The organism is Pseudomonas sp. FSL W5-0299, assembly GCF_005930655.1.
Taxonomy (GTDB): Bacteria; Pseudomonadota; Gammaproteobacteria; order Pseudomonadales; family Pseudomonadaceae; genus Aquipseudomonas; species Aquipseudomonas mandelii.
Map to the genome: position 1 here is coordinate 29,707 of NZ_RXHX01000013.1, position 24,782 is coordinate 54,488.

Below are 24,782 nucleotides of genomic sequence, written 5' to 3' on the forward strand. Positions count from 1 at the left end.
AAATAGGCCGTAGGGAGCATTCCGTACGGCCTCACCAATACTTACTTCAACATTTCAGCGGCGGCAGCCGCAAGGCGGATGAATTTTTTATCATCGGCGGGATCGAAATCCCCATCACCATCGGCGTCACCTTTAACGTCAACCTTATCGTAAACACCTTTCTTTTTTGACGCCGAAACGGAAGTTGAAAACTCGAGCTCCTTCTTTTTATCATAGAACTCGAGCAAGACTTCTGGGACTTTATCGTTGTTCAAATCTTCAATGGAAATGCGAATCTCTTTAACGGCCATCATGACACCTCGTGAGTCAGTCAATTGAGAGGGAGGTTCCATTGAATTGGAATCCTCCAACCCAAAGTAGGCCGCCCACTCACAAGCTGTCTACTGTCATACATGACAGGTGGCTGTATATCCAGTACTGTTCAGCGCCTTCAATTTCCGCTACTCGCCTTGAATTTAATGACTGTGTTTGCAAGATCAAAAAGCAGTTGCTCATCCTCCATATCAATATCTCCATCTTGGTCAATATCGCCATGCACGGAAGCCTTATTGAATGTTGTCGAGCCATTTTTCTTAGAAACCAAAACCGCATATGAATTAACGATAGTGTCGCTAAAATTCCCGGAGCCCAGATCGAAGTCAGTTTCCCGAGTAACAAATTCTATTTTGACCTCTTGAACTCCGTCTTTATTAACGTCGAGTACCGTCAACAATATCCCTTTACTCGTCTCCATAACCAAATCTCCTATGACGTAAACGTGAAACAGCGGCCAGATATCGGTGCCTTGTTATTCATAGGATGTATTTCTTGCCCCGTCTACTGTCAAACATGACAGGTATATACACAACCAGTCCCCTCTACCTTGGAGAACACGCCGAACGGAGCTAGGCAAATCTTGTTGCTTCTAATACTGTGTATTTATACAGCTAGCAGGAGCTCAAATGGCCATTCCTATTCCCCCTCGCGGCCGCGGCACCGCCACCAACCCGCACAACCGCTTCGCGCCGAATCGCTCGGTGGCCGAGGATGACGGCTGGTATCAGGAAGCGCCCGTCACGCAGGGCACACAAGTGCGCATCGAAACGGCGAAAACCATCATCACCCGCAACAATTCCCCGGACTTGCCCTTCGACCGCTCGATCAACCCTTACCGCTGCTGCGAGCACGGTTGCATCTACTGCTACGCGCGCCCCAGCCATGCCTATTGGGACATGTCACCCGGGCTCGATTTCGAAACCAAACTGATCGCCAAGACCAACGCCGCCGATGTGCTGGAAGAACAGCTGTCCAAGCGCGGCTATCAATGCGCGCCGATCAATCTGGGCTCCAACACCGATCCCTACCAGCCGATCGAGCGCGAACACAAAATCACCCGCAAGACCCTTGAAGTGCTACTGCGTTACCGGCATCCGGTGACCATCATTACAAAGGGCTCGCTGATTCTTCGGGACCTGGATCTGCTGGCCGAACTCGCCGAGCAACGGCTGGTGGCGGTGATGATCAGCCTCACCACCCTCGACGATGAACTCAAACGCATCCTCGAACCGCGCGCGGCTGCGCCCAAGGCCCGGCTACGTGCCATCCGGGTCATGCGCGAAGCCGGGATACCGGTGGGCGTGCTGTGTTCGCCGATGATTCCGATGATCAACGACAGCGAACTCGAAAGCCTGCTCAACGAAGCCCATGCTGCCGGTGCCCAGAGCGCCGCCTATATGATGTTGCGGCTGCCGCTGGAAGTGGCGCCGCTGTTCGAAGAATGGCTGGCCGCCCACTATCCGCAGCGTGCCGCTCATGTGTTGAGCCTGATCCGCCAAAGCCGTGGCGGGGAGCTCTACGACAGTCGGTTCGGAGCCCGAATGCGCGGAGAGGGGCCGTTTGCCGATCTGTTGGCGCAACGCTTTGCCAAATCGATCAAACGGTTGGGGCTCAATCATCGCGAAGGTTTTAACCTGGACTGCGACGCCTTCTGTCCGCCAGGTCGCCAGATGTCGTTGATTTGAGGACAATTGGCCTATGGTTGAGTAGGAGGAAAAGCACTTGGCCATTAGGCTGGTCACGTTTTTTGTGACCTGGAACACACGTCCTAGAGCGCTTGATTCAGTTTGAGTTAAGTTTCGACAGATACCTTGTTCATCGAGTGACTGACGGGTCGAGATCTTCGGCCTGGATGTTTTTTAAACAGCCACTGGCTTCACACCGGACAAAACGGGAAAATTCCCTGACTCCGCCAAAGAGGATGAATCATGAGTGACAAGGATAAACAGCCGTTGGCTGCGTCGGCTTCAGCCCAACCCGAGGCGGAAACCGCCGATGCAGCGCTGAAGCATATCGTTGACGGCTTTTTGCATTTTCATCACGAAGTTTTTCCCCAGCAGGAAGAACTCTTCAAAAAACTCGCCACGGCTCAGAGCCCTCGAGCGATGTTTATCGCCTGCGCCGATTCGCGCATCGTTCCTGAACTGATCACCCAAAGCGCCCCCGGCGACCTGTTCGTGACCCGTAACGTCGGCAACGTTGTGCCGCCTTATGGGCAGATGAACGGCGGTGTTTCCACGGCCATCGAATACGCGGTCCTGGCCCTCGGCGTACAGCACATCATCATTTGCGGGCACTCCGACTGTGGCGCGATGCGCGCCGTGCTCAACCCGCAAAGCCTGGAAAAAATGCCCACGGTCAAAGCCTGGCTGCGTCATGCCGAAGTGGCGAAATCGATGGTCCAGGAAAACTGCCATTGCGCTGACGAAAGCGAAAGCATGCATGTCCTCACCGAAGAAAACGTGATCGCCCAGCTTCAGCATTTGCGCACGCACCCTTCGGTCGCCTCGCGCATGGCTAACGGTCAGCTGTTTATCCATGGCTGGATCTACAACATCGAAACCAGCGAAATCAGAGCTTACGACGCGGACAAAGGGTGTTTCCTGCCGCTTGATGGCAGCCATCCGATCCCCGTGGCGACGCCCAAAGCGCGCTTCTAAATCCTCCCAGGTGTGGTTTAGCCGAGGTTGCTGATCAAGCAGCCTGGCTTTGCCACGCCTGAAGAAAACTTCGGGAGAGTCACCATGCGTGCTGCTCAACTCAAAGCTGTTCTGCCACGGGAGCTGCTGGCGTCCGTGGTTGTGTTTCTGGTCGCCCTGCCCTTGTGCATGGGCATCGCCATCGCCTCGGGCCTGCCGCCGGCCAAGGGTTTGATCACCGGGATCATCGGTGGACTGGTCGTCGGTTGGCTTGCAGGTTCGCCTCTGCAAGTCAGCGGCCCGGCGGCGGGTCTGGCGGTGCTGGTTTTTGAACTGGTGCGCCAGCATGGTGTTGCCATGCTCGGTCCCATCCTGCTGTTGGCGGGTTTTCTGCAACTGATGGCCGGGCGCTTCAAGCTGGGCTGCTGGTTTCGGGTTACGGCGCCAGCGGTGGTGTACGGCATGCTCGCCGGGATTGGCGTGCTGATCGTGTTGTCGCAAGTGCATGTGATGCTGGACGCCGTGCCCAAGCCTTCGGGGCTGGATAACCTTGCAGCCTTCCCGGCGGCCGTGATCCAGGCCTTGCCTTCCCTTGGCTGGCAGGCTGGGTTGCTTGGGCTGTCGACGATTGCGGTGATGTGGCTGTGGGAAAAATTCCGTCCGCACTCCCTTCGCTTCATACCCGGCGCGCTGCTTGGCGTAGGTCTGGCGACGGTGGCCAGCCTGATGCTCGCCTTGCAGGTCAAACGCGTGGAAGTCCCGGCCAACCTGGCAGAAGCCATAGACTGGCTGAAGCCTGCCGACTTGCTCAATCTGGCCGACCCGACGTTATTGATCGCCGCTTTCGCCGTGGCCTTCATCGCCAGCGCCGAGACCCTGCTCTCCGCAGCGGCGGTGGATCGCATGCACAGCGGCCAGCGCTCCGATTTCGATCGGGAGTTGTCGGCACAGGGCGTCGGCAACATGCTCTGCGGCCTGCTTGGCGCGCTGCCCATGACCGGCGTGATCGTGCGTAGCTCGGCCAACGTCCAGGCTGGCGCCACCACGCGAATGTCGGCGATCTTCCACGGTCTGTGGTTGCTGGCTTTCGTGTTGTTGCTGTCCAGCGTGCTGCAAAGCATTCCGGTGGCTAGCCTGGCGGGTGTGCTGGTTTACACCGGTTTCAAACTGGTCGACCTCAAGGCCTTTCGCGGTCTGGGCCGTTATGGCCGGATGCCGATGTTCACCTACGCGGCGACGGCGCTGGCAATCATCTTCACCGATCTGTTGACCGGCGTGCTCATCGGCTTCGGGTTGACCCTGGCCAAACTGGCCTGGAAGGCCTCGCGGTTGAAAATCAGCCTGATCGACCTGCCGGCCGACGGTGAGATGGAGTTACGACTGACGGGGGCCGCAACCTTTCTCAAGGTGCCGGCGCTGACCCAGGTGCTGGGGACCATTCCCCCAGGCGCGACGGTGCATGTGCCGCTCAATAACCTGAGCTACATCGATCACTCGTGTCTGGAGTTGCTTGAGGAATGGGGTCGGGCCAATGCGGCCAAGGGGTCGAAGCTGATTATTGAAGCGCGGGGGTTGAAGCGTCGGTTGGAGGGGCGTTTACGAACCACCTCCGGAGTGGGCTCTACGGCGTAGAAGTAACCAATGTGGGAGCGAGCCTGCTCGCGAAGGCGGTGTATCAATCGACATAAATGTTGAATGACATATCGCAATCGCGAGCAGGCTCGTTCCCACAGGGGACGGTGCTGATTCTAAAGAATCAAGCCGCCGGCTGATCCAGCTCCAGCCCTACGCCCAGCTGGCGCGACAGGCACGGCCAGCGCTTCCAGGCGGCGCCGGTGTCCGGGCTGTTGAGTTTTTCGCGGTAGGCCTCCACGGACTCCAGCGCGAAACTGTCTTCATTGAGCATCTCATCCACAGCGTGATGCACCGCCTCATCCAGTTGGTTGGCAAAATCCTCGCCGATCAGTTGGTGAGCAATCAGGTTGGCGACCGTCATGTCCAAGGGGATCAGTGGCTGGCCAAAATGCTTGATGTACAGGTCATTGACCTCTTCCACCAACCGATGCGCCAGATAGGCTTCATCCAGCAGGCTGTCCAGGCCGACATGACCGGCCATGATTGCCGGTGGCTGGAGGAAGAACTGCTCGGCGATCGTCAGCACCGGCTTGATCTGTGATTCGATACCCGCTTCCCTGGCGACTTCATTGGCTGCGTCCAGCAGGTCCGGCACTTGCTCTATGTACGCGGCCACAAAACGCGTCATCACGCCGTTGGCGTCGACATCCGGCAATTGGATGGCGGAGTGAAGGTGTGGCAATTGATTTTCAAGCTGACGAGTCAGCAGGCCGGTCTCGGCCTCGTGTTGTTGGGCTTTTTGGATCTGCTCGCGCAATGCGGCGGTGTTCATGAAAACTCCAGGAAACAAAGGCAATGAAATAGGGAAGACATAACTTAGCTGGCTTATGAAAAATGCTAAGACGCATTTGTCATAATTGTTTCATCCTTGAGACGCCTCCGTTATATCGATTTGCCACCACTCGTCTGCATCCTTCTCCATTCGTGACCTTGAACGCAAGTCCCAGCTGTTTCAGATCATTTACGCCATCACGTTGCGAGGTAGCAGTCGCTGTCTATACTCGGGTGGGAATGGAGTTAGCTGATGACGCCCGACTGCACACGCAGCAAGGCTCGGCGATTCAAGTTTCGTAGTCTGAAAAAGCCGCTCCCTTGCCGCAGGTGAAAGCCGGCGGGATAACAAGAACGATAAGGGGAACCCGCAATGATGCGACATCCACACGTCTGGATGGGCCTCCTGTTGTGGTCGATTTTCAGCCAGGCGCAAGCCGCCTGGACTGTGAATATGGCGCCGGGAGCGACTGAAATCAGTCACGCAGTATTTGACCTGCACATGACCATTTTCTGGATCTGTGTAGTGATCGGCATCATCGTCTTCGGCGCCATGTTCTGGTCGATGATGGTCCACCGCCGCTCCACCGGGCAGGTGGCCGCAAAATTTCATGAAAGCACCACCGTCGAAATCCTCTGGACCATCGTGCCCTTCCTGATTCTGGTGGCCATGGCGGTTCCTGCGACGGCAACCCTGATCAAGATGTACGACGCCAGTGAGCCGGATATCGATATCCAGGTCACCGGCTATCAGTGGAAGTGGCACTACAAATACCTGGGCCAGGACGTCGAATTCTTCAGCAACCTGACGACCCCTGCCGACCAGATCCACAACAAGGAAACCAAGGGCGAGCATTACTTGCTTGAGGTCGACAAGCCTTTAGTGCTGCCGATTGGCGCCAAGGTGCGTTTCCTCGTGACGTCCGCCGATGTTATTCACTCCTGGTGGGTGCCGGCCTTTGCGGTCAAGCGCGATGCGATTCCCGGGTTCGTCAACGAAGCCTGGACCCGCGTCGACAAACCCGGCATCTATCGTGGCCAGTGCGCCGAACTGTGCGGCAAGGACCATGGCTTCATGCCGATCGTGGTCGAGGTCAAGGAAAAGGCCGATTACGAAAAATGGCTGGCCGAACGCAAGGCCGAATCCCTGCAGCTTAAAGAACTGACCAGCAAGGAATGGACCCTCGACGAGCTCAAGGAGCGCGGCGACAAGGTCTATCACACCGCCTGCGTCGCCTGTCACCAGGCCGAAGGTCAGGGTTTGCCGCCGATGTTCCCGGCGCTCAAAGGCTCGAAAATCGCCACCGGACCGAAGGAAGGTCACCTGAGCATTGTCTACCACGGCAAGCCGGGGACCGCGATGGCGGCGTTCGGCAAGCAGCTCTCGGAAGTCGATATCGCGGCGGTGGTGACCTACGAACGTAACGCCTGGGGCAACAACAAAGGCGACATGGTCACTCCTAAAGAAGTGCTGGAGCTGAAACAGGCGGAAAGCAAATGACCCGGTCTATTGCGCAACCAAGGAACCGGTCGGGGCAGCACGCCCCGGCCTGCCCAGCCCATCTGTTTGCAGGAGACACGCCATGAGCGCCGTCATCGATGACCATGGTCATGCCGATCACGCCCACGGTCCCGCCAAAGGCCTGATGCGTTGGGTGCTGACCACCAACCACAAGGACATCGGCACGCTGTACCTGTGGTTTGCGTTTTCCATGTTCCTGTTGGGTGGCTCGTTCGCGATGGTGATTCGCGCCGAGCTGTTCCAGCCGGGACTGCAAATCGTCCAGCCGGAATTCTTCAACCAGATGACGACCATGCATGGTCTGGTCATGGTGTTCGGCGCGGTGATGCCGGCGTTCGTCGGCCTCGCCAACTGGATGATCCCGTTGATGATCGGCGCGCCCGACATGGCCCTGCCACGGATGAACAACTTCAGCTTCTGGCTGTTGCCGGCGGCGTTCATCCTGCTGGTGTCGACCCTGTTCACCCCCGGTGGCGGACCGAACTTCGGCTGGACGTTCTACGCCCCGCTGTCGACGACCTATGCACCGGAAAGCGTGACGTTCTTCATCTTCGCCATCCACTTGATGGGGATCAGTTCGATCATGGGTGCGATCAACGTGATTGCCACCATCCTCAACCTGCGCGCCCCCGGCATGACGTTGATGAAGATGCCGCTGTTCGTCTGGACGTGGCTGATCACCGCTTTCCTGCTGATCGCGGTGATGCCGGTGCTGGCCGGGTGCGTGACGATGATGCTGATGGACATCCACTTCGGCACCAGCTTCTTCAGTGCCGCCGGTGGCGGTGATCCGGTGTTGTTCCAGCATGTGTTCTGGTTCTTCGGTCACCCCGAGGTGTACATCATGATCCTGCCGGCCTTCGGTGCCGTCAGCTCGATCATCCCGACCTTCTCGCGCAAGCCGCTGTTTGGCTACACCTCGATGGTCTACGCCACGGCGAGCATCGCGTTCCTGTCGTTCATCGTCTGGGCGCACCACATGTTCGTGGTCGGCATTCCGCTGGTGGGCGAGTTGTTCTTCATGTACGCCACACTGCTGATCGCGGTGCCAACCGGGGTGAAAGTGTTCAACTGGGCCAGCACCATGTGGCAAGGCTCGCTGACCTTCGAGACACCGATGCTGTTCGCGGTGGCGTTCGTGATCCTGTTCTCCATCGGCGGCTTCTCCGGGCTGATGCTTGCCATTGCCCCGGCGGACTTCCAGTACCAGGACACCTACTTCGTGGTCGCGCATTTCCACTATGTATTGGTGCCGGGGGCGATCTTCGGGATCTTCGCGTCGGCCTACTATTGGTTGCCGAAATGGACCGGCCACATGTACGACGAAACCCTCGGCAAGCTGCATTTCTGGCTCTCGTTCATCGGCATGAACATGGCGTTCTTCCCGATGCACTTCGTGGGCCTGGCGGGCATGCCGCGGCGGATTCCGGACTACAACCTGCAATTCGCCGACTTCAACATGGTGTCGTCGATTGGTGCGTTCATGTTCGGCGCCACGCAGATCTTCTTCCTGTTCATCGTAATCAAGACCATCCGCGGCGGCCCGCCAGCACCCGCCAAACCGTGGGATGGCGCGGAAGGCCTGGAGTGGAGCATTCCGTCACCAGCGCCGTATCACACCTTCACTACGCCGCCGGAAGTGAAATGAACACACAAACCTATGTGGGAGCGAGCCTGCTCGCGAAGAACGATGACGCGGTCTGCCTGTTAAACCGCGGTGTTTGCTTCGCGAGCAGGCTCGCTCCCACAGGGTTCGGCGAAGAGGTTGGAAACCATGGCTGATTCGATTTCGATGAAAAAACTCGTCACCCGCCTGCTGCTGGTCGTGGTGGCGATGTTTATCTTCGGGTTTGCCCTGGTGCCGATCTATGACGTGATGTGCAAGGCGTTCGGCATCAATGGCAAGACCGCCGGGCAGTACGAGGGCGAGCAGACGGTCGACACTTCGCGGCAGGTGCGCGTGCAGTTCCTGTCGACCAATTCCGCCGACATGTCCTGGGATTTCTATCCCAAAAGTGACGAACTGACGGCCAACCCGGGGGCAGTGAACGAGATGATTTTTATCGCGCACAACCCGACCGACAAACCGATGAGCGCCCAGGCAGTGCCGAGCATCGCACCCAGCAACGCGGCAGCGTACTTCCACAAGACCGAATGTTTCTGCTTTACCCAGCAAGTGCTGCAGCCCGGTCAACGGATCGAGATGCCGGTACGTTTCATCGTTGACCGCGACATGCCCAAGGAAGTGAAGCACCTGACGCTGTCCTACACGCTGTTCGATATCACCGCCCGACATCCACCGGTAGCTGTAAACACTGGCGGCTGAGCGTGCCCGATAAGGAGAACAATAAATGGCAACTCATGAACACTATTACGTACCGGCCCAGAGCAAATGGCCGATCATCGCCACCGTCGGCATGTTCGTCACCGTGTTCGGCCTGGCCACCTGGTTCAACGACCTGAAGGCTGCGCGGCCGGAATCCCACGGCCCGCTGATCTTTTTCGTCGGCGGCCTGCTCTTGGCTTACATGCTGTTCGGCTGGTTCGGCACGGTAATCAAGGAAAGTCGCAGCGGGTTGTACAGCGCCCAGATGGATCGCTCGTTCCGCTGGGGCATGAGCTGGTTCATCTTTTCGGAGGTGATGTTCTTCATCGCCTTCTTCGGTGCACTGTTTTATGTGCGGCATGTGTCCGGTCCGGCGCTCGGCGGTGAAGGCGCGAAAGGCCTGGCGCACATGCTGTGGCCGAACTTCGAGTTCGTCTGGCCGCTGTTGAACAACCCGGATCCGAAACTCTTCCCGGCCCCCAAGGACGTTATCAGCCCCTGGGGCCTGCCGCTGCTCAATACCGTATTGCTCGTGAGCTCCAGCGTCACCGTGACCATCGCCCACCACGCTTTGAAAAAGGGCCATCGCGGTGCGCTGAAAGTCTGGCTGGCGATCACTGTCTTGCTCGGCTGTGCGTTCCTCGGTTTTCAGGCCGAAGAATATATCCACGCCTATCACGAACTGGGCCTGACCCTGGGTTCCGGCATCTACGGCGCGACGTTCTTCATGCTCACCGGGTTCCACGGCGCCCACGTGACCATCGGCACCATCATTCTGTTTGTGATGCTGATGCGGATCATGCGCGGGCACTTCGATAACGAGCACCAGTTCGCGTTTGAAGCGGCGAGTTGGTATTGGCACTTCGTGGACGTGGTGTGGATCGGGCTGTTCGTTTTCGTCTACGTGCTCTGAGGCTTTACCAAGGCGCACTAGAAACCAACTGGCCGCTGAAAAAACCCCAGGCAATCAAGCCGACGGTAATAGCGGCCAGGGCAACACGAACACTCAAGGCAATGACGAGGCGGTTCGAGCTGCTGTCGTCCTTGACCAGAAAAAACAGGCCGCTGAACAGGCTGATAACCGTGGCAATCAGCATCAGGACGATGGCTGCTTTGAGCATGGTGGGACTCCGGGGGAAAGGCGATGCACTTGAGTATAGCTATCGCAACCAGCGACTTTCTGGCGACGCCATGAAGCGCTTCCGGCCGGGCATCGTGCCGACCCTGGTGGTCGCACTTCTATTGCCCATGCTGGTGTCACTGGGGTTCTGGCAATTGAGCCGGGGCGCGGAGAAAAGCGCGCTGCTGCAAAGCTACGCCGAGCGCCGCACGGCTGAACCGATGGCCAGCACCGAGCTGCTACACACCGACGATCCAGCCTTTCGCCGGGTTCAAATTCACGGCCAGTTCGATGCCGCACACAGCCTGCTGCTGGATAACCGCCAGCGCGACGGCAAGGTCGGCGTCGAACTGCTGCAACCGTTTCAGGACCAGGCGACCGGGCTCTGGTTGCTGGTCAATCGCGGCTGGCTGCCGTGGCCGGATCGGCGAACCCCGCCGCAGTTCACGACACCGACTCAGGCCCTGAGCCTGGATGCCTGGGTCTACGTCTCCCCCGGCGCCACCTTCCAATTGCACGCCGACCCGAGCACCGCCACCTGGCCACAACTGATCACTGCCGTCGAACCCGCCAAGCTGTGGACGGCGCTCGACCGTGACGGTTTTGCCTATGAATTACGCGCAGAAGCCGGCCCCGCGTCCTACCAGGCCGATTGGCCGGTAGTGGCCATGGGGCCGGAAAAACATATCGCTTATGCCGTGCAGTGGTTCGCCATGTCGATCGCCCTGTTCGGCCTTTATCTCTATCTCGGTTGGCACAACGCAAAGGAGAAACACCATGGGAGCGGCCATGAATCCACCCAGCATGTCTGAGGCGAAAACGCCGGCGAGTCGGCGCAAGGGCCGGTTGCAGTTATTGCTGATCCTGCTGGGGGTGATCGGTCCGATGATCCTCGCCACGGGCATGTACAAGTTGCAGTTCTGGGTGCCGGAAGGCCGCAGTTATCACGGCGAGCTGATCGGCAACGGCCAGACCCGCGCCGACCTTGGCGTGCAAGCGCAGGAGGACCGTTGGCAATTGCTGGTCACGGCGCCCAAGGAGTGTTCGGTGGACTGCCAGCAGCTGGTTTATCTGGCGCGGCAGATCCAGATCGGCCTCGGTCGCGATGCCGGGCGTGCCAGTCACGCCCTGGCTGCGGCCCAACCGTTGGCGGCCGATTACGACGCCAAGCTGACCCGCGAATACCCGCAACTGCAACGCTACCCAATGGACCTGACCACTTTCACCAAAACAGCGGGAGGCAAAACCGCACCGCAACTGTGGATCATCGACCCGCACGGCAATCTGGTGCTGCGCTACGACCCGACGGTGAAGGGTAAGGACCTGCTCAACGACCTGCGTCATTTGCTGAAACTGTCGAACATCGGATAAGGGCATCGTCATGGCCAAACCTGGATTTCGCCTCGCGCTGTTTGCCACCTTGCTGGCACTGATTGTGGTGTTGCTCGGCGCCTACACCCGCCTGACCCACGCCGGCCTCGGCTGCCCGGACTGGCCGGGTTGCTACGGCTTTATCAGCGTGCCGAAAAGCGAAGCCCAACTGGCCCATGCCGAATTGCATTTTCCCGATGCACCCGTCGAAGCCCACAAAGGCTGGAACGAGATGGTCCACCGCTATTTCGCCGGCACCCTCGGGTTGTTGATTTCAGTGCTGGCCGGTCGCGCCTGGGTGCATCGTCGTCATCCGGGGCAACCGGTGAAGCTGCCGCTGTTTCTGCTGGTGGTTGTCATCGCCCAAGCGGCGTTCGGCATGTGGACGGTGACGCTCAAGCTCTGGCCGCAGGTGGTGACCGGGCATTTGCTCGGCGGTTTTGCGACCTTGAGCCTGCTGTTTTTGCTGACCTTGCGCCTGTCCGGCGTACTGCCGGCGCTGACCGTGCCACGGCGTTTGCAGCATTGGGCGACGGCCGGGTTGCTGCTGGTAATCCTGCAAATCGCCCTCGGGGGCTGGGTCAGTTCCAACTATGCAGCCGTGGCTTGCATCGACTTCCCGACCTGCCATGGGCAATGGCTGCCACCGGCTGATTTCGCCAATGGTTTTCACCTGACCCAACACATCGGCCCCAATTACCTGGGCGGGCAACTGGACAGTGATGCCCGCACAGCGATCCATCTGACTCACCGCATCGGCGCGTTGCTGGTGACGCTCGTGCTGCTGGGGCTGGCCTGGCAACTGAAAGTGGTTGGCATGACGCGCTTGGCCGCAATGGTGCTGATCGCCCTTGCGGCCCAAATCACCCTCGGCATCAGCAACGTCTTGTTCCACCTGCCGCTGCCGGTCGCGGTCGCGCATAACGCGGGGGGCGCAGCGCTGTTGCTCACGATGGTGCTGGTCAATTATCACGCGCGAACCAGCCTGGTTCGGGTCAAACAGCAAAACCTTGCACGCTGGCGGTTCAGCCCGCGTAAACACTCAGCCGGGCCCATAACAATAAAAGGAGAGATGCCATGGCGACTCTGATCGGCGAACGTCACAGTCAGGCGATCTGGCGTGACTACCTGGAGCTGACCAAGCCGAAAGTGGTGGTGCTGATGCTCATCACCTCGCTGGTCGGCATGTTCCTCGCGACCCGCGCCGGGGTGCCGTGGACGGTGCTGGTGTTCGGCAACCTGGGGATCGCGTTGTGTGCCGGGGGTGCGGCGGCGGTGAATCATGTGGTGGACCGGCGTATCGATGCAGTGATGGCGCGTACCCACAAACGTCCCTTGGCTGAAGGGCGAGTTTCACCTGCGGCGGCGCTGACATTTGCCCTGGTATTGGCGGTGCTTGGGCAAGCCGTACTGCTGGCCTTCACCAATGCGCTGACGGCCTGGCTGACCCTCGCGTCCTTGCTCGGTTATGCGGTGATCTATACCGGTTTCCTGAAGCGCGCTACGCCGTAGAACATCGTTATCGGTGGCCTGGCCGGCGCTGCCCCGCCGTTGCTCGGCTGGACCGCGGCCACCGGTCATGTCAGCGCCGAACCCTTGTTGCTGGTGTTGATCATTTTCGCCTGGACTCCGCCTCACTTCTGGGCCCTGGCCATTCACCGCAAAGAGGAATATGCCAAGGCCAACATCCCGATGTTGCCGGTGACCCATGGCGAGCATTACACCAAGGTCCACATCCTGCTTTATACCTTCGCGCTGCTGGCGGTCAGCCTGATGCCCTACGTGATCCACATGAGCGGCATGCTTTACCTGATTTGCGCCCTGGGACTGGGCGCAAGGTTTCTGCAATGGGCCGTGGTGCTGTACCGTGGCACTCGGCCGCACGCGGCGATCAACACCTTCAAGTACTCTATCTACTACTTGTTCCTGCTGTTTATCGCGCTGCTCGTAGACCACTACTTACTGTTGAACCTATGACTCGAACTCAGAAAACCGTCTTTATCCTCGTCGCCCTGATCGCGCTGGTTCTGGGCCTGACCATCAACAAAGTGCTGTCCGGAAAAGGCCAGGGCGATCCTACGGCATTGATCGATGCCGGGATCATTTTGCTGCCGCAAAGCCGCAACCTGCCAAACGTGACGATGACCGATCAGGACGGCAAGCCGGTGATGGTCAACGAGCTGAAAGACAAATGGTCACTGCTGTTCTTCGGCTACACCTTCTGCCCGGACATCTGCCCGACCACCCTCGCCCAGCTGCGCCAGATCAAAAGTGAACTGCCGCCAGAGGCTGTGGCGAAGTTGCAGATCATCCTGGTCAGCGTCGACCCGAACCGCGACACGCCCAAGCAGCTCAAGCAGTACCTGGGCTACTTCGATCCGCAGTTCACAGGCCTGACGCCTTCGTCGATTGAAGACATTCAGAAACTGGCCAATGCGGTGAGCATTCCGTTCATTCCGGCAGACACCAGCAAGCCGAATTACACGGTTGATCACAGCGGCAACCTCGCGGTGATCGGGCCGGACGGGACACAGCGTGGGTTCATTCGTGCACCGCTGAATAACGCCAAGTTGGTGGCGCAGTTGCCGGTGATGCTCAACCGCAAATAAACACCACGCCCCCTGTAGGAGCCAGGCTTGCCGGCGAAAGCGCCCGTGAGATCGCCGTCGCCGGCAAGCCTGGCTCCTACAGGGGACGGTGTTTCAGGCATAAAAAAATGGGGCGCATTCGATGCGCCCCATTTTTTGTTAACGACTCAGATCAGAACGCCGGCAATACCGCGCCTTTGTACTTCTCGAGGATAAAGGCCTTCACTTCCGGGCTGTGCAGGGCAGCAATCAGTTTCTTCATGTCTTCGCTGTCCTTGTCGTCCGGGCGGGCTACGAGGATGTTCACGTAAGGCGAGTCGTTGCCTTCGATGACCAGTGCATCCTTGGACGGATCGAGCTTGGCTTCCAGCGCGTAGTTGGTGTTGATCAGCGCCAGGTCGACCTGGGTCAGCACGCGCGGGATGGTCGCGGCTTCCAGCTCACGGAATTTCAGGTCCTTGGTGTTCTCGGTGATGTCCTTGACCGTCGACAGGATGTTGTTCGAATCCTTCAACTTGATCAGGCCGGCCTTGGCCAGCAGCAACAGCGCGCGACCGCCGTTGGTGGCGTCGTTCGGGATCACCACGTTGGCGCCGCCTGGCAGTTCGGTCAGGGCCTTGTACTTGCTGGAGTAAGCGCCCAGCGGTTCCAGGTGTACGCCAGCAACGGCGACCAGGTCGGTGCCCTTGGCCTTGTTGAACTCATCGAGGTACGGCTGGTGCTGGAAGAAGTTGGCGTCCAGGCGTTTTTCGGCAACCTGCACGTTTGGCTGGATGTAGTCAGTGAACACTTTGACCTTCAGGTCCACGCCGTCTTTGGCCAGGGCCGGTTTGACGAATTCGAGGATTTCCGCGTGCGGCACCGGGGTGGCTGCAACGGTCAGAGTGTCAGCGTGAGCGGAAAACGCTGCAACGGCTGCGAACGCGACGAGTAGTTTTTTCATTCAGCTAACTCCTTGTGGGTACCCGCTTGCGGCGCCTGGATTTGGCGCCTGCCAGCGAATGGCCGGCTCATGTCTTGTTTACGAGAACTGTTTATTTTCTGGAGAAATGGACGACCAGTTTGTCACCAACCATTTGCAGAACCTGCACCAGCACCAGCAACAGCACCACGGTGACGATCATCACATCGGTCTGGAAACGCTGATAACCAAAACGGATCGCCAGGTCGCCCAACCCACCGGCACCGACCACACCGGCCATCGCCGTGTAGGACACCAGTGTAATAGCCGTCACCGTAATCGCCGCGTAAATGCCCGGGCGGGCTTCTGGCAGTAGGGCGTTGATGATGATCTGCCGGGTCGTCGCACCCATGGCCTGGGTGGCTTCGATGATGCCGCGATCCACTTCACGCAGGGCGGTTTCCACCAGTCGCCCGAAGAACGGCGTGGCACCCACTACCAGCGGCGGGATCGCACCGGCGACGCCGAGCGAGGTGCCGGTGATCAGCACGGTGAACGGGATCATCACGATCAGCAAAATGATGAACGGCAGCGAACGCAGGATGTTCACCACCAGCGACAGCACGGCGTATAGCGTTCTGGATTCCAGCAACTGACGCGGACTGCACAGGAACAACAACACGCCCAGCGGGAGGCCGAGCAACACGGTGAACAACAACGAACCGAAGAGCATCAGCAGGGTATCGCCGGTAGCCAGCCAGATTTCGAACCAGTCGATGTTGACGAAGAAACTTGTCAGGACTTCCATCAGCGCAGGACCTCCATGTGGACGTCAGCCGCGGTGAAGTGGGCGAACGCCGCCTCCATGTCGCCACCGGTAACAGCCAGGGTCAATTGCCCGTAAGGGACGTCTTTGATGCGGTCGATACGACCGGCCAGGATGCTGTAGTCCACGCCCGTTTCCCGAGCGACGGTCCCCAACAGTGGTGCGTAGGTCGCTTCGCCCTGGAAGGTCAGACGCACGATGCGGCCCGGCACATGGGAGAAGTCGTCACGCTGTTCGCTTTCATCGATCTGCTCGTCTTCTTGCACGAAACGTTTGGTGGTCGGGTGTTTCGGATGCAGGAACACCTGGGCCACCGAACCTTGCTCGACGATCACACCCGCGTCCATTACGGCGACCTGGTCGCAGACCCGGCGGATCACGTCCATCTCGTGGGTAATCAGGACGATGGTCAGTTTCAGCTCGCGATTGATCTCAGCCAGCAATTGCAGGACCGACGCCGTGGTCTGCGGGTCCAGGGCGCTGGTGGCTTCGTCGCACAGCAGGATTTTTGGCTTGGTCGCCAGGGCGCGGGCAATGCCGACGCGCTGCTTCTGGCCGCCGGACAGCTGCGCCGGGTACTTTTTGGCGTGGTCAGACAAACCGACCCGCGCCAGCAACTCGGCGACACGCTGGTCAATCTCGCTGCGCGACAGTTCACCGGCCAGGGTCAGCGGCAGCGCGACGTTGTCGGCCACGGTCTTGGACGCCAGCAGGTTGAAGTGCTGGAAAATCATCCCGACCTGCTGGCGGAAGCGGCGCAGGCTGTTGGCGTCGAGCGCGGTGACTTCTTCACCGTCGACGAAGATCTTGCCGCCGCTGGATTCTTCCAGGCGATTGATCAGACGCAGCAGGGTACTTTTTCCCGCGCCGGAGTGACCGATCAGGCCGAAGACCTGACCGTTCTCAATCGTCAGACTGGTCGGGTGCAGGGCGGGAATATCCTTACCGGCGACGCGGTAGGTTTTGTGGACGTTTTGAAACTCGATCACGTAGCGAACCTTGTGGGGCGCGTTGGAAAAGGGTCAGCGGTTAGCCGGGCGCGCATTTTAGCCTGTCCGTATAGAGGTTATTAGCATTTATTCCGCATTCAACCTTCCATTTGGCAATAACGCGATCGAAGGCTAGAAAAAAGGAACGGCTAAAAAGCGCGCCAGTCACTAATAAGGCAACTCGAAAACGCCCCCGGTGCCGTGCCTGGGGAATGCATATAAGTCCTGGCTACGGGATCGCAACGAGGAGTTTACGACTGATGAGTACTAAAAAGCCTGCCGCACCTAAAAGCGCACTGGCCGGGACCGATACCCTGGACCGCGGCAACACCAATGCCAAGCTCGAGAGCCTGGAAAAGTTTCGCTCCGACGCCACCGAACAAGCCCTGCGCACCAATCAGGGCGTGAAGGTTTCGGACAACCAGAACACGTTGAAGGTCGGCGCGCGCGGGCCGTCGTTGCTGGAAGACTTCATCATGCGTGAAAAAATCACGCATTTTGACCATGAGCGCATTCCAGAGCGCATCGTCCATGCACGGGGCACTGGCGCTCATGGTTTTTTCCAGACCTATGAAAACCATTCCGTACTGACCAAAGCCGGTTTCCTACAAGATCCCGGCAAGAAAACCCCGGTCTTCGTGCGCTTTTCCACGGTGCAGGGCCCGCGAGGGTCAGGCGATACCGTGCGGGACGTGCGAGGTTTCGCCGTGAAATTCTTCACCGACGAGGGCAACTTCGACCTGGTGGGCAATAACATGCCGGTGTTTTTCATTCAGGATGCGATCAAGTTCCCTGACTTCGTGCACGCGGTGAAACCGGAGCCACACAACGAGATCCCTACCGGCGGCTCGGCTCACGACACCTTCTGGGATTTCGTCTCGCTGGTGCCAGAGTCGGCGCACATGGTGATCTGGGCCATGTCCGACCGGGCGATCCCGAAAAGCCTGCGCAGCATGCAGGGCTTTGGCGTACACACATTCCGCTTGATCAATGCCGAAGGAAAATCACGCTTCGTCAAATTCCACTGGCGCCCTACCGCCGGTACTTGCTCACTGGTGTGGGATGAAGCGCAGAAGCTCGCCGGTAAAGACACCGATTACCACCGCCGCGATCTGTGGGAGTCGATCGAGATGGGCGACTACCCGGAGTGGGAGTTGGGCGTGCAGGTCATCGAAGAAGAAAACGAACATAACTTCGACTTCGACATCCTCGACCCGACCAAACTGATCCCGGAAGAACTGGTGCCCATTACCCCGCTGGGCAAGATGGTGCTCAACCGCAACCCGGATAACTTCTTCGCCGAAACCGAGCAGGTTGCGTTCTGCCCGGGCCATATCGTGCCGGGCATCGACTTCTCCAATGATCCGCTGCTGCAAGGGCGGCTGTTTTCCTACACCGATACGCAGATCAGCCGACTCGGTGGGCCGAATTTTCACGAGATCCCGATCAACCGTCCCGTAGCACCCTTCCATAACGGCCAGCGGGATGCGCTGCATCGCACCACCATCGACAAGGGGCGCGCCTCCTACGAGCCGAATTCCATCGATGGCGGTTGGCCGAAAGAAACGCCGCCTGCCGCGCAGGACGGTGGATTCGAGACCTATCCAGAGCGCATCGACGCCAACAAGATTCGCCAGCGCAGCGAGTCGTTCGGCGATCACTTCTCCCAAGCGCGCCTGTTTTTCCACAGCATGAGCAAGCACGAGCAGGAACACATCATCTCGGCTTACAGCTTTGAGCTGGGCAAGGTTGAGCGTGAATTCATCCGTGCACGTCAGGTGAACGAGATCCTGGCCAATATCGATCTGGAACTGGCCAAACGCGTGGCGCAGAACCTTGGTTTGCCGGCGCCGAAGGCTGGCACCGTCGAAGTGCGTAAAACTTCACTCGATCGCTCACCGGCCTTGAGCCAGGCCAACCTGCTGCCGGGGGATATCAAAACGCGGAAAGTGGCGATTCTGGCGGCCAACGGTGTCGATGGTGCTGCGATTGATGCGATGAAGAAGGCGCTGAAGGCAGAAGGTGCGCACGCCAAGCTGCTCGGCCCGACTTCCGCGCCAGTGACCACCGCCGATGGCAAGACACTGCCGGTGGACGCTTCAATGGAAGGCTTGCCTTCGGTGGCATTCGATGCGGTGTTCGTACCCGGTGGCGCGGCGTCGATCAAGGCGTTGAGTGGCGATGGCGTAGCGCTGCATTACCTGTTGGAAGCTTACAAACACTTGAAAGCGATTGCGCTGCATGGCGAGGCGAAGCAGTTGCTGGACGTGTTGAAGCTTGAGGTGGATGCGGGGCTGGTCGTAGGTGCGGATGCCAAGTTGATCAAACCGTTCTTTGCCGCCATCGGGCAGCATCGGGTTTGGGATCGGGAGCCGAAGGCCAAGGCGATTCCGGCTTAAGGTTTTGTATCGTTAGGGAGGGCGCCTTCGCAAGCAGGCTCGCTCCCACAGGGTTTGGGTTTGATCATAGAAAGTGTAATCAACCCCGATTCACTGTGAGAGCGAGTCTGCTCGCGACGCTTTCAGGGTTTACGCGGACTCAAGACGATCTGCGCCGGAACGTTGCGCAGAATCTGCTTCTGCAGATTCAGATCGAACTCCGAATCCAGCTTCTTCACCCGTTTAGTCAGCAACGTCGCCAACCATGGGTAATCCTGGGTACGCGGCGCCTGAATGCTGACATCGCACTGGTAATTCACCACATCGGCGGCAATCGCATCCAATTGACGGCGAAGTTTGCTCATATCAGTGAGGTTCAAGGCAATTGTGGTGCTCTCAGCCGTAGGGTCAATGACTCTGGCCTGTGGCTTGGCCTCGGCTGCCATGAGCGCCGCTTCAGCCCTGTCCAGTTCAGCTTTACGGGCATTGACGATGGCGTTGTTGACCCCACCCGTCAGCGCCGGAGCCTTTGGCATTAATGCCCGGGCCCGGGCCAGCGCCGTAGCGGCCGCATTTACATCGCCCTTTTGCAGCACGATCTGGCTGCGACGCAGATAGGCTTCGGCCAATTGCCGCTGATAGTGCACAAGGGACGGATCGTCTGGCGACTGGGCCTGCAAGGTCGCCAACTGGTCTTCGGCGGTGGCCAGCTCGCTGCTGGCCAGGTTTTGTTCCAGCTGCGCGATGGCCGTGGCCCGGGCATCGGTCGCCGCAGTGGTGGCCGATGGCGTGCTTTGGCAAGCGCCCAGTAGCAGCGAAAATGCGACAAGGAGCAGATAACGGGAGGCTGACAGCTTCATTCCTGCGACTCTCTATTTGCGCAAAAAACGAGCAAGTCTACACCCCTCGACGGGGCAGGACAAAACTCAGCAGAAACAGTGCGGCGGCCGTCACAACAATCGACGGGCCCGCCGGGGTGTCTTTGAACCACGACAACGCCAGCCCGCCACAGACCGCGAGCATGCCCAGCAGGCTCGCGCCCAGCGCCATCTGTTCCGGCGAGCGAGCGTGACGTTGTGCCGCAGCCGCCGGGATAATCAACAGCGAAGTAATCAGCAACACACCGACGATTTTCATCGCCACAGCGATCACCACCGCGATCAGCAACATCAGGGCCAGGCGTAGCGCCGGCACGGGCAAACCTTCCACCCGGGCCAGTTCTTCATGCACCGTGATCGCCAACAATGGCCGCCACAACGTCACCAGCAACGCGAGAACACCGGCGCTGCCACCGAGTATCCAGGCCAAGTCGGTCGGGCTGATCGCCAGCAAGTCGCCGAACAGATACGCCATCAGGTCGATCCGCACTTCGTGCATGAAGCTTAGTACGACCAGGCCCAGAGAGAGCGTGCTTGGTGCGAGAATTCCCAAAAGCGTGTCGGACGCCAGCGGCTGACGCTGTTGCAACGTCACCAGCAGCACCGCCAACAGCAAGCAACCGACGGTGACGGCAACGGTAGGGCTGACATCCAGCAGAAAGCCCAATGCCACGCCGAGCAAGGCCGCGTGGGACAACGTGTCGCCGAAATAGGCCATGCGCCGCCAGACCACGAACGAACCCAGCGGTCCTGCGACCAGCGCCAAAGCCAGACCTGCAAGCAGGGCGTAGAGCAGAAAATCAGCCATGCTTGCAGCTATCTCCATGGACATGGGGTTGGGCCGTCGGGGCCGCGTTGACCACCGAACCATGCAGGTCATGGGCGTGGTCGTGGTGGTGGTGATAAATCGCCAGGCTTTGTGCGTTTTTGCCGAACAGCTCGACGAAAGCCGGATCGCCGCTGACTTGTTCCGGGTGCCCGGAGCAGCAGACATGACGATTCAGACAGACCACCTGGTCGGTGGTGCTCATGACCAGGTGCAAATCGTGGGAGACCATCAATACCCCGCAGCCGTGACGGTCGCGCAGCCGCGTGATCAGGCTGTAGAGCTCGGCTTGGCCGGCCACATCGACGCCTTGCACCGGTTCGTCGAGCACCAGCAGTTCCGGCTCACGCAGCAGGGCTCGAGCCAGCAGCACACGCTGCATTTCGCCACCGGATACACTTTGCACCGGGCTGTCGATCACCTGCTCGGCGCCGACTTCCTTGAGTGCCGCCAAGGCCCTGGCACGGTCCACGCCGGGCACCAGACGCAAAAAGCGCAGTACCGACAACGGCAGCGTCGGATCGACGTGAAGTTTTTGCGGCATGTAACCGACCCGCAGTTTCGGCTTGCGCCAGACGCTGCCGCTGTCCGGTTTCAACAGACCGAGCACCGCGCGCACCAGCGTGGTCTTGCCCGCGCCGTTCGGGCCGATCAGGGTGACGATCTGCCCCGGCTCGACGCTCAGCTCGATGTTATCCAGCACGTTTTGCCCGGCAAAGGTGACGGCAACCTGCTCGAGGCGAATCAGCGCATTGCTCATCAAGCCCCCTGGCAACCCGAGCAGAGGCCGACCACTTCAACGGTCTGGCCTTCGACGACGAAACCGACATCCTTGGCGCTGCTGATGATCGCGTCGCTGATGGATTTCTGTTCGAGCTCAATGGCGGCGTGACATTCGCGGCAGATCAGGAATTGACCCTGGTGGGCATGCTCCGGGTGATTGCAGCCGACGAAGGCGTTGAGCGAGGAGATGCGGTGGACGAGGCCGTTTTCCAACAGGAAATCCAGCGCACGGTACACGGTAGGCGGCGCAGCGCGGCGGCCATCCTGCTCACTGAGTACCGCAAGAATGTCGTAGGCACCCAACGGCTTGTGACTTTGCCACACCAGCTCCAGCACCCGCCGACGCAAGGCGGTCAGGCGCAGGCCTTGACGTGCGCACAAGGCATCGGCCTCAGTCAGTGCGCTATGTACGCAATGAGAGTGGTCGTGGGGACGGCTGGCAATCGGTGTTTTAGGCATGAGCGGCGACGAGTTTTGTGAGAGACGTTATTATGTTACCCGTTCTCGCCTCTTCGAGTGGTCATCGTGTCCCGACTTTTTTCTATCTTTGTCACATTTGCCGCAAGTTTTCTGTTCATTGGCTCAGCTCAAGCCGACGTCAAAGTCCTCACCAGCATCAAGCCGCTACAGCTGATTGCCGCTGCGGTGCAGGACGGCGTGGCAATCCCGGAAGTGCTGCTACCACCGGGCGCTTCACCGCATAACTATGCCTTGCGTCCTTCCGACGTACGGAAGGTGCAATCGGTGGATCTGGTTTACTGGATCGGTCCGGACATGGAAGGGTTCCTGCCTCGCGTGCTGAACGGTCGAACGCTGCCGAGCGTCGCTGTGCAGGATCTGCCGGGACTGAAACTTCGCCACTTCGGCGAAGACAACCATTCGCACGCGGAAGAAGCCGACGAGCATGACCACGATCATCGCCCCGGCAGCCTGGACGCGCATTTGTGGTTGTCTCCGATAAACGCTCGCGTGATCGCCACAAAAATGGCTGCTGACTTGAGTGCAACCGATCCGGCCAACGCCACGCGTTATCAGAGCAACCTCAAGGCGTTCGATGAGCGTCTGGATGCAATGGATCTTCGCTTGAAAGCGCGTCTGGCCGGCATCGCAGGCAAACCGTACTTCGTATTCCACGAGGCCTTCGACTACTTTGAAGACGCCTACGGCCTCAAGCACGCCGGCGTATTCAGCGTCGCCGCCGAAGTCCAGCCGGGCGCCCAGCACGTCGCAGCGATGCGCACGCGGTTGCAGGAAGTCGGCAAGACCTGTGTGTTCAGTGAGCCGCCGTTGCGTCCGCGCCTGGCGGAAACCCTGGTGGCAGGCCTGCCGGTGAAATTGGCGGAGCTGGATGCGTTGGGCGGGTACACGCCGGCGACTGCGCAGGGGTATGAGCAGGTGCTGGAGAAGTTGGGGAATGATTTGGCGGGGTGTCTGGAGTCGTTGTAACAGCGGGATCTGCGACGCCCCATCCGCGGGCAAGCCTCGCTCCTACGGAATTTGTGCCGTTCACAGATAATGTGCACGACACAAACCTGTAGGAGCGAGGCTTGCCGCGAAGCTGTTAAAGGGCGAACGGTAGCGGCGTACTGACCTTTTGCCGCTGCGCCAACCGCTGCTGAAACTCCATCGGATCGTGAATCAACACGTCCTGCCCGGCAAACGACTCCGCGGCAATCAACCGTGACAACCAGAACCGCACACACGCCACGCGCAACATGATCGGCCACAGTTCAGCCTCTGCGGCAGTGAACGGACGCAACGCAGCATAGGCCCCGAGCAACGCCCGCGCCCGCGGCCCGTCGATCAGCCCTTCGTCATCCGAACACCAGTCATTCAAGGCAATTGCAACGTCGTAGAGCATCGGCCCCGAGCACGCGTTGTAGAAGTCGATCAACCCGGTCAGGTGCGTGCCTTCGAACATCGCGTTGTCGCGGAACAGATCCGCGTGGATGTTGGCCCGTGGCAACGCCAGGATTTTCGTCTTCTGCTGAGTGATTTCGTCCAGCGCCCGCTGCAACAAATCACTCTGCTCGGCATTCAGGTGGGAGAGCAACTGCGTGCCCTCCTCCAGCATCCAGTCCAGGCCACGATCGGTTTTGCGCTTGATCATGTTGGCCTGGGTCGCCAGATGCAGATGACCCAGCAACTCGCCGACTTGGGCGCAATGCTGCGCGTTGGCTTCCTTGATGTGCTTGCCGGCCAGGCGTGGTTGCAACAGCGCAGGCTTGCCGGCCAGTTCGCGCAAGGCCACGCCGTCGGTGGTGCGCAGTGCGTAAGGCACCGGCAAGTCGGCTTCGTGCAGCACATCGAGCAGTTCGATGAAGAACGGCATCTCCTGAACCGGACCGCGCTCGACCAGGGTCAGGACAAATTCGCCCTGCTCCAGGCTGATGAAGAAATTGGTGTTTTCACTACCGGCGGCAATTCCCTGGAAATCAAGCAGGCGGCCGAGCCCGTATGGGGCGAGAAAGGTTTCCAGCTCGGGCCGAGCCAGCGGGGTGAACACAGACATGTTTAAACTGCCAGTACGGGCGCCGCTGCATGAGCCAGCGCCGATTGAAATTAAGAAACTATTTCCATTCAAAAATCTTCCACGACGGAATCAGCATATCCGGCTGATCCGAGCGGATGAAGTTTGCATCTGTCCCATCCGCACGCACCAGGAAATACGGCGGTGCGCCCTTCGGCGTGACCTTGATCGCGTACAGGAAACCGTTTTGGCGGTACTCCTGAATCGTTTTGTCCCCTTCCGTGCGGATCGTGACTTCCGGCTCCGGTGTGGGCGCATCATCCGCCGCCATGACGGCCAGGGGAACGGTTGCAAACAAGCCAGCCAGCAACAGGCGATTTAGTGTGCGCATGATAACCTTGTCCCTTTGTCGTCAACGGTCCCGCTATTCTAGCGCCGGACCCG

General features: G+C 59.3%; 26 protein-coding genes and 1 pseudogene. 14 read left to right on the plus strand and 13 right to left on the minus strand.

Going from position 1 to position 24,782, the window contains the following annotated elements; genetic code table 11:
• Positions 1–41 precede the first annotated feature (41 nt).
• Together FHL16_RS17375 and FHL16_RS17380 are read right to left on the minus strand one after the other, a co-directional pair.
• Entirely contained in the window at positions 42–293 is a 252-nt protein-coding gene (locus FHL16_RS17375; protein WP_077748821.1) for a hypothetical protein, read from the minus strand.
• A gap of 137 nt (positions 294–430) precedes the next feature.
• The gene (locus FHL16_RS17380; protein ID WP_010465676.1) at positions 431–733 is read right to left on the minus strand and encodes a hypothetical protein; all 303 of its coding nucleotides are present in this window, start codon (positions 731–733) and stop codon (positions 431–433) included.
• A gap of 208 nt (positions 734–941) precedes the next feature.
• Here FHL16_RS17380 and FHL16_RS17385 point away from each other — a divergent pair, with 208 nt between their 5' ends.
• The 3 genes from FHL16_RS17385 to FHL16_RS17395 all read left to right on the plus strand — a co-directional run bounded on the left by FHL16_RS17385 (position 942) and on the right by FHL16_RS17395 (position 4,586).
• Entirely contained in the window at positions 942–2,000 is a 1,059-nt protein-coding gene (locus tag FHL16_RS17385) for a PA0069 family radical SAM protein (protein ID WP_077748822.1), read from the plus strand.
• Between the two features lie 243 nt (positions 2,001–2,243).
• The gene (locus FHL16_RS17390) at positions 2,244–2,975 is read left to right on the plus strand and encodes a carbonic anhydrase (RefSeq protein WP_010465672.1); all 732 of its coding nucleotides are present in this window, start codon (positions 2,244–2,246) and stop codon (positions 2,973–2,975) included.
• Positions 2,976–3,059: 84 nt separating this feature from the next.
• A complete protein-coding gene (locus tag FHL16_RS17395; RefSeq protein WP_010465670.1) occupies positions 3,060–4,586 on the plus strand; it encodes a SulP family inorganic anion transporter in 1,527 nt (508 codons plus the stop codon).
• Positions 4,587–4,710: 124 nt separating this feature from the next.
• Here the strand turns inward: FHL16_RS17395 and FHL16_RS17400 are convergent, their stop codons facing one another.
• Positions 4,711–5,361, minus strand: a complete 651-nt coding sequence (locus tag FHL16_RS17400) for a hypothetical protein (RefSeq protein ID WP_077748823.1) — start codon at positions 5,359–5,361, stop codon at positions 4,711–4,713.
• 372 nt (positions 5,362–5,733) lie between these two features.
• Here FHL16_RS17400 and coxB point away from each other — a divergent pair, with 372 nt between their 5' ends.
• The 4 genes from coxB to FHL16_RS17420 all read left to right on the plus strand — a co-directional run bounded on the left by coxB (position 5,734) and on the right by FHL16_RS17420 (position 10,121).
• Positions 5,734–6,861 (plus strand): cytochrome c oxidase subunit II, encoded by a 1,128-nt coding sequence (gene coxB / locus FHL16_RS17405; RefSeq protein WP_010465665.1) that lies wholly within the window; start codon positions 5,734–5,736, stop codon positions 6,859–6,861.
• A gap of 82 nt (positions 6,862–6,943) precedes the next feature.
• Positions 6,944–8,530 carry a cytochrome c oxidase subunit I gene (gene ctaD / locus FHL16_RS17410; protein WP_010465663.1) on the plus strand — a complete coding sequence of 529 codons (1,587 nt, stop codon included), beginning with the start codon at positions 6,944–6,946 and terminating at the stop codon, positions 8,528–8,530.
• Between the two features lie 126 nt (positions 8,531–8,656).
• On the plus strand, positions 8,657–9,208 hold the full coding sequence (locus FHL16_RS17415; protein WP_010465661.1) for a cytochrome c oxidase assembly protein: 552 nt from the start codon (positions 8,657–8,659) through the stop codon (positions 9,206–9,208).
• A 25-nt stretch (positions 9,209–9,233) separates the two neighbouring features.
• Positions 9,234–10,121, plus strand: a complete 888-nt coding sequence (locus tag FHL16_RS17420; protein WP_077748824.1) for a cytochrome c oxidase subunit 3 — start codon at positions 9,234–9,236, stop codon at positions 10,119–10,121.
• 4 nt (positions 10,122–10,125) lie between these two features.
• Here the strand turns inward: FHL16_RS17420 and FHL16_RS17425 are convergent, their stop codons facing one another.
• A complete protein-coding gene (locus FHL16_RS17425) occupies positions 10,126–10,329 on the minus strand; it encodes a twin transmembrane helix small protein (RefSeq protein WP_077748825.1) in 204 nt (67 codons plus the stop codon).
• Between the two features lie 70 nt (positions 10,330–10,399).
• On the opposite strand from FHL16_RS17425, the gene FHL16_RS17430 reads away from it, so the two are divergent.
• The 5 genes and pseudogenes from FHL16_RS17430 to FHL16_RS17450 all read left to right on the plus strand — a co-directional run bounded on the left by FHL16_RS17430 (position 10,400) and on the right by FHL16_RS17450 (position 14,308).
• Positions 10,400–11,140 carry an SURF1 family protein gene (locus tag FHL16_RS17430; protein WP_077748826.1) on the plus strand — a complete coding sequence of 247 codons (741 nt, stop codon included), beginning with the start codon at positions 10,400–10,402 and terminating at the stop codon, positions 11,138–11,140.
• Entirely contained in the window at positions 11,106–11,699 is a 594-nt protein-coding gene (locus tag FHL16_RS17435; protein WP_042932974.1) for a hypothetical protein, read from the plus strand. Before FHL16_RS17430 ends, FHL16_RS17435 begins: the two co-directional genes overlap by 35 nt.
• A 10-nt stretch (positions 11,700–11,709) precedes the next feature.
• Entirely contained in the window at positions 11,710–12,789 is a 1,080-nt protein-coding gene (locus tag FHL16_RS17440) for a COX15/CtaA family protein (RefSeq protein WP_077748827.1), read from the plus strand.
• Positions 12,777–13,676 (plus strand): annotated as a pseudogene (cyoE, locus tag FHL16_RS17445) (heme o synthase). Before FHL16_RS17440 ends, cyoE begins: the two are co-directional and overlap by 13 nt.
• Positions 13,673–14,308 carry an SCO family protein gene (locus FHL16_RS17450; protein ID WP_010465646.1) on the plus strand — a complete coding sequence of 212 codons (636 nt, stop codon included), beginning with the start codon at positions 13,673–13,675 and terminating at the stop codon, positions 14,306–14,308. Before cyoE ends, FHL16_RS17450 begins: the two are co-directional and overlap by 4 nt.
• A 151-nt stretch (positions 14,309–14,459) precedes the next feature.
• Here the strand turns inward: FHL16_RS17450 and FHL16_RS17455 are convergent, their stop codons facing one another.
• The 3 genes from FHL16_RS17455 to FHL16_RS17465 all read right to left on the minus strand — a co-directional run bounded on the left by FHL16_RS17455 (position 14,460) and on the right by FHL16_RS17465 (position 17,003).
• Complete coding sequence (locus FHL16_RS17455) at positions 14,460–15,230, minus strand: MetQ/NlpA family ABC transporter substrate-binding protein (protein WP_010465644.1); 771 nt, start codon at positions 15,228–15,230, stop codon at positions 14,460–14,462.
• Positions 15,231–15,321: 91 nt separating this feature from the next.
• The gene (locus tag FHL16_RS17460) at positions 15,322–15,996 is read right to left on the minus strand and encodes a methionine ABC transporter permease (protein ID WP_010465643.1); all 675 of its coding nucleotides are present in this window, start codon (positions 15,994–15,996) and stop codon (positions 15,322–15,324) included.
• A complete protein-coding gene (locus FHL16_RS17465) occupies positions 15,996–17,003 on the minus strand; it encodes a methionine ABC transporter ATP-binding protein (RefSeq protein WP_010465641.1) in 1,008 nt (335 codons plus the stop codon). Before FHL16_RS17465 ends, FHL16_RS17460 begins: the two co-directional genes overlap by 1 nt.
• 260 nt (positions 17,004–17,263) lie before the next feature.
• Here FHL16_RS17465 and katE point away from each other — a divergent pair, with 260 nt between their 5' ends.
• Positions 17,264–19,402, plus strand: a complete 2,139-nt coding sequence (gene katE / locus FHL16_RS17470) for a catalase HPII (RefSeq protein ID WP_010465639.1) — start codon at positions 17,264–17,266, stop codon at positions 19,400–19,402.
• A 122-nt stretch (positions 19,403–19,524) separates the two neighbouring features.
• Here the strand turns inward: katE and FHL16_RS17475 are convergent, their stop codons facing one another.
• The 4 genes from FHL16_RS17475 to zur are packed head-to-tail and all read right to left on the minus strand — an operon-like array spanning position 19,525 to position 22,327.
• Positions 19,525–20,241 (minus strand): PA5502 family lipoprotein, encoded by a 717-nt coding sequence (locus FHL16_RS17475; RefSeq protein WP_010465637.1) that lies wholly within the window; start codon positions 20,239–20,241, stop codon positions 19,525–19,527.
• 37 nt (positions 20,242–20,278) lie between these two features.
• On the minus strand, positions 20,279–21,067 hold the full coding sequence (gene znuB, locus FHL16_RS17480) for a zinc ABC transporter permease subunit ZnuB (RefSeq protein WP_010465635.1): 789 nt from the start codon (positions 21,065–21,067) through the stop codon (positions 20,279–20,281).
• On the minus strand, positions 21,060–21,845 hold the full coding sequence (gene znuC / locus FHL16_RS17485; RefSeq protein WP_077748828.1) for a zinc ABC transporter ATP-binding protein ZnuC: 786 nt from the start codon (positions 21,843–21,845) through the stop codon (positions 21,060–21,062). The genes znuB and znuC overlap by 8 nt, the downstream gene beginning before the upstream one ends.
• On the minus strand, positions 21,845–22,327 hold the full coding sequence (gene zur / locus FHL16_RS17490) for a zinc uptake transcriptional repressor Zur (protein WP_010465632.1): 483 nt from the start codon (positions 22,325–22,327) through the stop codon (positions 21,845–21,847). Before zur ends, znuC begins: the two co-directional genes overlap by 1 nt.
• A 66-nt stretch (positions 22,328–22,393) precedes the next feature.
• On the opposite strand from zur, the gene FHL16_RS17495 reads away from it, so the two are divergent.
• Positions 22,394–23,314 (plus strand): zinc ABC transporter substrate-binding protein ZnuA, encoded by a 921-nt coding sequence (locus FHL16_RS17495; RefSeq protein ID WP_077748856.1) that lies wholly within the window; start codon positions 22,394–22,396, stop codon positions 23,312–23,314.
• Between the two features lie 115 nt (positions 23,315–23,429).
• Here FHL16_RS17495 and FHL16_RS17500 read toward each other — a convergent pair whose 3' ends face one another.
• Both FHL16_RS17500 and FHL16_RS17505 read right to left on the minus strand, forming a co-directional pair.
• Positions 23,430–24,380: a homoserine kinase gene (locus FHL16_RS17500; RefSeq protein ID WP_077748829.1), complete on the minus strand. Its 951-nt coding sequence runs from the start codon at positions 24,378–24,380 to the stop codon at positions 23,430–23,432.
• Positions 24,381–24,438: 58 nt separating this feature from the next.
• A complete protein-coding gene (locus FHL16_RS17505) occupies positions 24,439–24,729 on the minus strand; it encodes a DUF2782 domain-containing protein (protein ID WP_076029142.1) in 291 nt (96 codons plus the stop codon).
• Positions 24,730–24,782 lie beyond the last annotated feature (53 nt).

Bases quoted from the DNA above. Each gene is read 5' to 3' on its own strand.
- FHL16_RS17385 (WP_077748822.1), top strand. From the start codon at position 942: ATGGCCATTCCTATTCCCCCTCGCGGCCGCGGCACCGCCACCAACCCG.
- FHL16_RS17390 (WP_010465672.1), top strand. From the start codon at position 2,244: ATGAGTGACAAGGATAAACAGCCGTTGGCTGCGTCGGCTTCAGCCCAA.
- FHL16_RS17500 (WP_077748829.1), bottom strand. From the start codon at position 24,380: ATGTCTGTGTTCACCCCGCTGGCTCGGCCCGAGCTGGAAACCTTTCTC.
- FHL16_RS17455 (WP_010465644.1), bottom strand. From the start codon at position 15,230: ATGAAAAAACTACTCGTCGCGTTCGCAGCCGTTGCAGCGTTTTCCGCT.
- FHL16_RS17435 (WP_042932974.1), top strand. From the start codon at position 11,106: ATGGGAGCGGCCATGAATCCACCCAGCATGTCTGAGGCGAAAACGCCG.
- FHL16_RS17460 (WP_010465643.1), bottom strand. From the start codon at position 15,996: ATGGAAGTCCTGACAAGTTTCTTCGTCAACATCGACTGGTTCGAAATC.
- FHL16_RS17400 (WP_077748823.1), bottom strand. From the start codon at position 5,361: ATGAACACCGCCGCATTGCGCGAGCAGATCCAAAAAGCCCAACAACAC.
- zur (WP_010465632.1), bottom strand. From the start codon at position 22,327: ATGCCTAAAACACCGATTGCCAGCCGTCCCCACGACCACTCTCATTGC.
- FHL16_RS17450 (WP_010465646.1), top strand. From the start codon at position 13,673: ATGACTCGAACTCAGAAAACCGTCTTTATCCTCGTCGCCCTGATCGCG.
- znuC (WP_077748828.1), bottom strand. From the start codon at position 21,845: ATGAGCAATGCGCTGATTCGCCTCGAGCAGGTTGCCGTCACCTTTGCC.
- znuB (WP_010465635.1), bottom strand. From the start codon at position 21,067: ATGGCTGATTTTCTGCTCTACGCCCTGCTTGCAGGTCTGGCTTTGGCG.
- coxB (WP_010465665.1), top strand. From the start codon at position 5,734: ATGATGCGACATCCACACGTCTGGATGGGCCTCCTGTTGTGGTCGATT.
- katE (WP_010465639.1), top strand. From the start codon at position 17,264: ATGAGTACTAAAAAGCCTGCCGCACCTAAAAGCGCACTGGCCGGGACC.
- FHL16_RS17375 (WP_077748821.1), bottom strand. From the start codon at position 293: ATGATGGCCGTTAAAGAGATTCGCATTTCCATTGAAGATTTGAACAAC.
- FHL16_RS17420 (WP_077748824.1), top strand. From the start codon at position 9,234: ATGGCAACTCATGAACACTATTACGTACCGGCCCAGAGCAAATGGCCG.
- FHL16_RS17440 (WP_077748827.1), top strand. From the start codon at position 11,710: ATGGCCAAACCTGGATTTCGCCTCGCGCTGTTTGCCACCTTGCTGGCA.
- FHL16_RS17415 (WP_010465661.1), top strand. From the start codon at position 8,657: ATGGCTGATTCGATTTCGATGAAAAAACTCGTCACCCGCCTGCTGCTG.
- FHL16_RS17395 (WP_010465670.1), top strand. From the start codon at position 3,060: ATGCGTGCTGCTCAACTCAAAGCTGTTCTGCCACGGGAGCTGCTGGCG.
- ctaD (WP_010465663.1), top strand. From the start codon at position 6,944: ATGAGCGCCGTCATCGATGACCATGGTCATGCCGATCACGCCCACGGT.
- FHL16_RS17380 (WP_010465676.1), bottom strand. From the start codon at position 733: ATGGAGACGAGTAAAGGGATATTGTTGACGGTACTCGACGTTAATAAA.
- FHL16_RS17475 (WP_010465637.1), bottom strand. From the start codon at position 20,241: ATGAAGCTGTCAGCCTCCCGTTATCTGCTCCTTGTCGCATTTTCGCTG.
- FHL16_RS17430 (WP_077748826.1), top strand. From the start codon at position 10,400: ATGAAGCGCTTCCGGCCGGGCATCGTGCCGACCCTGGTGGTCGCACTT.
- FHL16_RS17505 (WP_076029142.1), bottom strand. From the start codon at position 24,729: ATGCGCACACTAAATCGCCTGTTGCTGGCTGGCTTGTTTGCAACCGTT.
- FHL16_RS17425 (WP_077748825.1), bottom strand. From the start codon at position 10,329: ATGCTCAAAGCAGCCATCGTCCTGATGCTGATTGCCACGGTTATCAGC.